The 6,148-nt window shown below is 62.2% G+C and carries 2 protein-coding genes; both read right to left on the reverse strand.

Annotation, left to right across the window (positions count from 1 at the left end; genetic code table 11):
* Positions 1 to 1,486 (reverse strand): acetyl-CoA carboxylase biotin carboxylase subunit (locus tag AC5RUJ_RS09430; protein WP_494155794.1); only part of this gene is annotated, 1,486 nt, incomplete at its 3' end.
* Between the two features lie 191 nt (positions 1,487 to 1,677).
* Positions 1,678 to 6,148 (reverse strand): Ig-like domain repeat protein (locus AC5RUJ_RS09435; RefSeq protein WP_494155795.1); only part of this gene is annotated, 4,471 nt, incomplete at its 5' end.

Consider the following 6,148-nt stretch of genomic DNA (forward strand, 5'->3'; position numbering starts at 1 on the left):
CGGTGCCGCCGCCCAGGCCCGCCGGGAGCACGACCTCCAGCCGCTTGCCCCCGACCTCGACGGTCACCCGCTGGCGTTCGCCGTCGTCGTCGGATCCCGCGGCCGGAACGGACTGGAACGCCGGGATGTCGTTGACGAACTCGGTTTCTATCCAGCGGGTATGGATGCTGAACGGCCCTTCCACGGGGGCGAAGGCCGGGTCGGCCACCACGGCGCGGTGGAACGGCAGCACGGTGGGCATGCCGCCGATTTCCATCTCGTCCAACGCGCGGCGGGCGCGCTCCAATGCCTGGGCGCGCGTGCTGCCGGTGACAATCAGCTTGGCCAGCATGGAGTCGAAGTTGCCGCCGATGACTTCGCCGGCTTCGATGCCCGAATCGACGCGGACGCCGGGACCGGTGGGCAGGCGCAGGGTCTCCACCGTCCCGGGCGCCGGCATGAAGTTGCGGCCGGCATCCTCGCCGTTGATGCGGAACTCGAACGAGTGCCCGCGTACGTCGGGGTCGTCATAGCCGAGCTCTTCGCCGCGGGCAAGGCGGAACTGTTCGCGGACCAGGTCAATGCCGGTGACTTCCTCGGACACGGGATGCTCCACCTGCAGGCGGGTGTTGACCTCGAGGAAGGAAATGGTCCCATCCTGGCCGACGAGGAATTCGCAGGTTCCGGCGCCCTGGTACCTGGCTTCGCGCATGATCGCCTTGGACGCCGTGTACAGGCGCTCGTTCTGCTCGGGGGTCAGGAAGGGGGCCGGGGCCTCCTCCACGAGTTTCTGGTTGCGGCGCTGCAGCGAACAGTCGCGGGTCGAAATGACCACCACGTTGCCGTGCGCGTCGGCCAGACACTGGGTTTCCACGTGCCGCGGCGAGTCCAGGAAACGCTCCACGAAGCATTCGCCCCGCCCGAACGCCGCCGTGGCCTCGCGCACCGCCGACTCGTAGGACTCGGCGATGGCCTCGCGGTCACGGACCACCTTGATGCCGCGGCCGCCGCCGCCGTAGGCCGCCTTGATGGCCAGCGGCAGGCCGTGCGCGTCGGCGAAGTCCAGGACTTCCTGCACGCTGCCCACCGGATCGGGCGTGCCGGGCACCAACGGGGCGCCGACCCGTTCGGCGATGTGCCGGGCCTGGACCTTGTCGCCCAGTTGGGAAATGGCGTCGGGGGAGGGGCCGATCCAGGTCAGCCCGGCGTCGACGACCCGTTGCGCAAACTCTGCGTTCTCGGACAGGAAACCGTAGCCGGGGTGGACGGCGTCGGCACCGGCGGCCTCGGCCACCTGCAGGAGCTTGTCCATCATCAGGTACGACTCGGCGGCGGTGCTCCCGCCGAGTGCGTAGGCTTCGTCCGCCAGACGGACGTGCAGGGCATCCCGGTCCGGGTCGGCGTAGACGGCGACCGAGGCAATGCCTTCGTCCCGTGCGGCGCGGACTATGCGAACGGCAATTTCACCACGGTTGGCGATCAGTACCTTGGTGATGCGCTGGGTCATTCAAAGCTCCTTCTATCCTTGAGGAGCCTAGCCTGCTTTTGCGGGATTCGCTCATGAACCATGCCGTTTCTGCGTGTGAGAGGGCGGTTCTTTGTAGGGGTCCTACAAAGGGAACAGCGGGCGCCCCGATCTTCCACCTGGCCGGTGGAGATCGGAACGCCCGCTGCTTTTCTGTGTGCGGGACCGCAGGGCTACTTCACGGTGACCGTCTTGGTGGTTGTGCTTCCCGCAACCTGCGATGTTCCGCCGTAGGTGACGGTGTACTTGTGCTTGCCCTTCTTCTGGTTCTTCAGCGTGAGGCTAACCTGGCCGTTCGTGACCTTGGCATTCTTTGCCACGGTCTTGCTGCCGTCCTTGATGGTGACGGTGCCGGTCAGGTTTTTGAAGCCACTGGCCGTGACCTTGATGGTCAAGACAGCCGTCTTCGCCGTCGTCGACGACGCCGCAACGCTCACCTTGGAAGCCACCTTGGCCACAGTCGCCGTCGAAGAGGTAGACGCCTGGTTTACGTAGCCCGTTGCGGAACGAGTCACCGTGACGCTGATCTTCTTGCCGGCATCAGCTTCGGTCAACTTGTACTTTGACGACGTTGCCTTGCTGATGGCTTTCCCGTCGCGCAGCCATTGGTAAGCCACCTTCGGCGCCGCCGGCTTGCTGGCCGAGGCATTCGCCGTCACCGTAGAGCCGACCTTCTTGGTTCCCGAAATGGTGGGCTTCGGGGCGGAAGTAAACGCGAAGGCGGTGGTAACGGAAGCCGAGGTCTTCGCCGTGGTTGCGTAGCCGCTGGCAGCCCTTGTCACCGTGACGCTGATCTTCCCAGCCGCGTCTGCCGTCGTCAGCTTGTACGTCGACGAGGTTGCCTTGTCGATGGCCTTCCCATCCCGCAGCCACTGGTAGGTGGTAGAGGACGCGGCGGGCTTGCTGGCCCCGACAGTGGCGGTCAACACGGCCCCAAGTGACTTGGATCCGCTGATCGTCGGTGTCGGTGCGCTCTCGAAGACGAACGCAGTTGCGACGGCGGCTGAGGTTTTCGGCGTCGTCGTATAGCCGGTCAAGGCATGGGTTGCCGTGACACTGATCTTCGTGCCGGCGTCAGCCTGGACCAGCTTGTAGGTAGTGCCCGTCGCACCGGTAATCACCTTGCCGTCTCGGAGCCACTGGTAGGTGACCTCGGAGGCCTTCGGAGAAGCATTCCCGGCGACAGCAGTTAGCGTGGCGCCAAGAAGTTTAGATCCACTAATCGTTGGTGTCGGAACCGTGTTGAACGGCTGAAAACCGACAATGACCGGGACCGACGTTGCCGTGGCCTCGTTATAGCCATCCAAGGTGTAGGTGGCCTTGACCGAAATTGATGTGCCGGCGTCGGCAGGGGTCAACTGGTAGCTGGCACCCTCAGCGCCTGCAATAGCAGTGCTATTCCGCAGCCACTGATAAGCCACTTTGGCGGCGGAGGGTTGTGTCGAGCCAGATACGACGGTCAGGGTCTTGCCCGGGGAAGCGTGTCCCGCGATGCTTGGGGGCGTAACGGTTGTGAATACCTGGGCTCCTAGGTTTGCATCTATGCCCGTCACATTCTCCGCACCCAGAACCCTGACGACTGTTGCGCTCTCGAATGAGCTGGAATGCTTGTACCACGGCCTCGAAAACGCCTTCTCAAAGTTGACGAACTCCAACTTGTAGTCGCCAGGCGCCAGCCCCAGAATCGAGTAACTGCCGTCTGAACCTACTGCCCCTGACGTTTCCCACCCGTCTTCGGAATCCGCCCTGTAAACGGTGACGAAGGTGTTCGACGTGCTGTACCCGCTCGGAAGCGTGACCTTTCCTGAAATGCGTCCGCCGACGTGTAAATGAACATCGATGCCTGTCAAGTCTTGCTGGCTGAGTATCAAAGGTGCGTCGGAGCCGTCCCAAGCAGACGCGCCTGCATACCAAGCAGGCGCCAGATCCGACTCCCAAGGACCATGCACCCTGAGTTTGTACTGGCCTGGGGGGAGGCGTGGAACCTCAAATTTTCCGTTTACGCCCGCATAGGCTGAAGTGATACTTTCGCCGAAGGCGTCATAGACATCGACGATGGCACCTAGCGCGCTGTAGCCCTTCGGGACAGAGATAGTTCCTGAAATCGTCATGCCCTTGGACAGGACGAATTCGATGCCTTTGAGGTCCTCGCTGGCGGCAAGGCTGATGGCCGTAGCGGACTTGATGCTTGGCCCTTCGGGATACCACTGCGAGGGGTAATCCGTTCCCCAGATATCGGCATAGAGTTTGTAGCTGCCGGCGGCTAGCCCGTTGATGGTAAATCCACCTGCATCATTTAGGTGAGTGTCTGTGATCCAGCGTTCAGACGATGCCGAGTAGACGCTGATGCTGACTAGCCTGGGATCCAAATCGGTTGGCAGCTTCACCGCTCCGGAAATACTGCCTCCTTTGACGAGGGCTACATCAATACCGGTGGCGGCTTGGCCCTCCGCCAAAATAATGACCTGTGCGTTCGTGTGTGAGTTGCCGTTCTTGTACCACTGAGGTGCGGCTCCGGAGCGGTAGGTTTCGAATTCGACTTTGTAGCTGCCCGCTTTGAGCCCGGTGACTACGTAACTTCCGTCGAGATTACTCCATGCACTGCGGGACCAGTCTTCTGCATTCTCGGAACTGTAGACGCGGATATGGACGGAGTCGGCATCTGCGCCCGCCGGCATGGTCACCCTGCCGGAAATGCTGGACGCCTTGGGAAGGGTGGCATGGACATCAACGATGGATTCACCTTCGGTGACGTTTACCACTAGGGCATCGTCGAACGACTCAGCATCTTTGTGCCAGCGGGTCAGAGCGCCTGATCGACCTGCCGCGAATTCGATCTTGTATGCGCCGGTAGGCAGGCCCCTAACGGTATAAGTTCCGTCCTCGCTAACCTGGGTGGACGCAACTGGGTCCCATTCTCTTGTGACACGGTAGATAAACACCTCCACTTCACTGACCTCTGCACCTTTGGGGACCAGAACGGTTCCGGAGATGCTGGCACCCGTGGTCAGCTCGGCGTTGATGTTGGTGCGGTCTTGGCCGTCGGCGAGTTGTAAAACTTGGGCATCTTTGAAGGTTTGGGCACCGTCGTACCACCGCGAGAGCGCACCGGAACGGCCGGCATAGAACTCAAGTTTGTATTCGCCCGCTGACATTCCGTTGAGGATGTAGGTGCCGTCTTCTTCCACAGAAGTTGAGGCGATGTGGTCCCATCCGTCGTCGTTGGTGTATACGCGAACCTCTACGCCACTGACGTTGGCGCCGTCGGGGACCCCGATGGTTCCGGAGATGCTGGCGGCTTTGGCGAGTTCGGCGTTGATGTTGGTTCGGTCTTCGCCGTCGTCGAGGTTCAGTGTTTGTGCGTCTTCGAAGGTTTGCGCGCCGTCGTACCACTGTGAGAGCGCGCCGGAACGGCCCGCATAGAACTCCAATTTGTAGCTGCCGGCTGACAGCCCGGTGAGGATGTAGGTGCCGTCTTCTTCCACCGAGGTTGAGGCTACGTAGTCCGAGTCGTTGTCCGTGTATGCCCGAACGCGTAGGCCACCGGCGTTGGCGCCGTCGGGGACCACGATGGTTCCGGAGATGGTGCGAGCTTTGGCGAGTTCGGCGTTGATGTTGGCGCGGGCCTCGCCGTCGGCCAGGGTCAGGGTTTCGGCCTCCTCGAAGGATTGGGAGCCGTCGTACCACTGCGAGAGCGCGCCGGAGCGGCCTGCGGAGAAGTGCATTTTGTATTGTGCAGCGGCCAGTCCTGGGATTGTGTAAGTGCCGTCTTCTTCCACCCAGGCTGAGGCTACGTATTCCCACTCGTTGTCGGTGTATGCGCGGACGCGTACAGCGCTGGCGTTGGCGCCGCCGGGGACCACGATGGTCCCGGAGATGCTGGCGGCTTTGCCGAGTTCAGCGTTGATGTTTTCGCGGTCTTCGCCGTCGGCTAGGGTCAGGGTTTTGGCCTCGTCGAAGGAGTGGGCGCCTTCGTACCACTGCGAGATCGCGCCAGAGCCGCCGGCGGAGAAATGGACCTTGTACTGTCCAGCGGCCAGTCCCAAAACCGTGTAGGTGCCGTCCCCGTTGAGTTGCTCGGAGCTGACCCAGTCGTTGTCGGTGTCATAAACGGTGGCGCTGATCCACGCAGGGTCGACGCCTTCCGGTAGTGCAACGGTCCCGGAGATGCTGGCGGCTTTGGCGAGTTCGACGTTGATGTTGTCGCGGTCTTCGCCGTCGGCCAGGGTCAGGATTTCGGCCACTTTGAAGGATTGGGCGCCGTCGTACCACTGTGAGAGCGCACCGGAGCCGCCGCCGTGGAACTTTAGTTTGTACTCGCCGGCTGTCAGTCCGGTGAGCCTGTAGGTACCGTCTTCTTGCACCCAGCTTGAGGCTACGTCGTCCCACTCATTGTCGGTGTAGGCATATACGTATACATCACTGACGTTGGCGCCGTCGGGAACCACGATGGTTCCGGAGATGCTGGCGGCCGTGGCGAGTTCGGCGTTGACGTTGGCGCGGTCTTCACCGTCGGCCAGGGGCAGGGTTTGCGCCTCTTTGAAGGTTTGGGCGCCGTCGTACCACTGTGAGAGCGCACCGGAGCCGCCGCCGTGGAACTTTAGTTTGTACTCGCCGGCTGTCAGTCCGGTGAGCCTGTAGGTA

Source organism: Arthrobacter sp. Y3223164 (assembly GCF_059091005.1).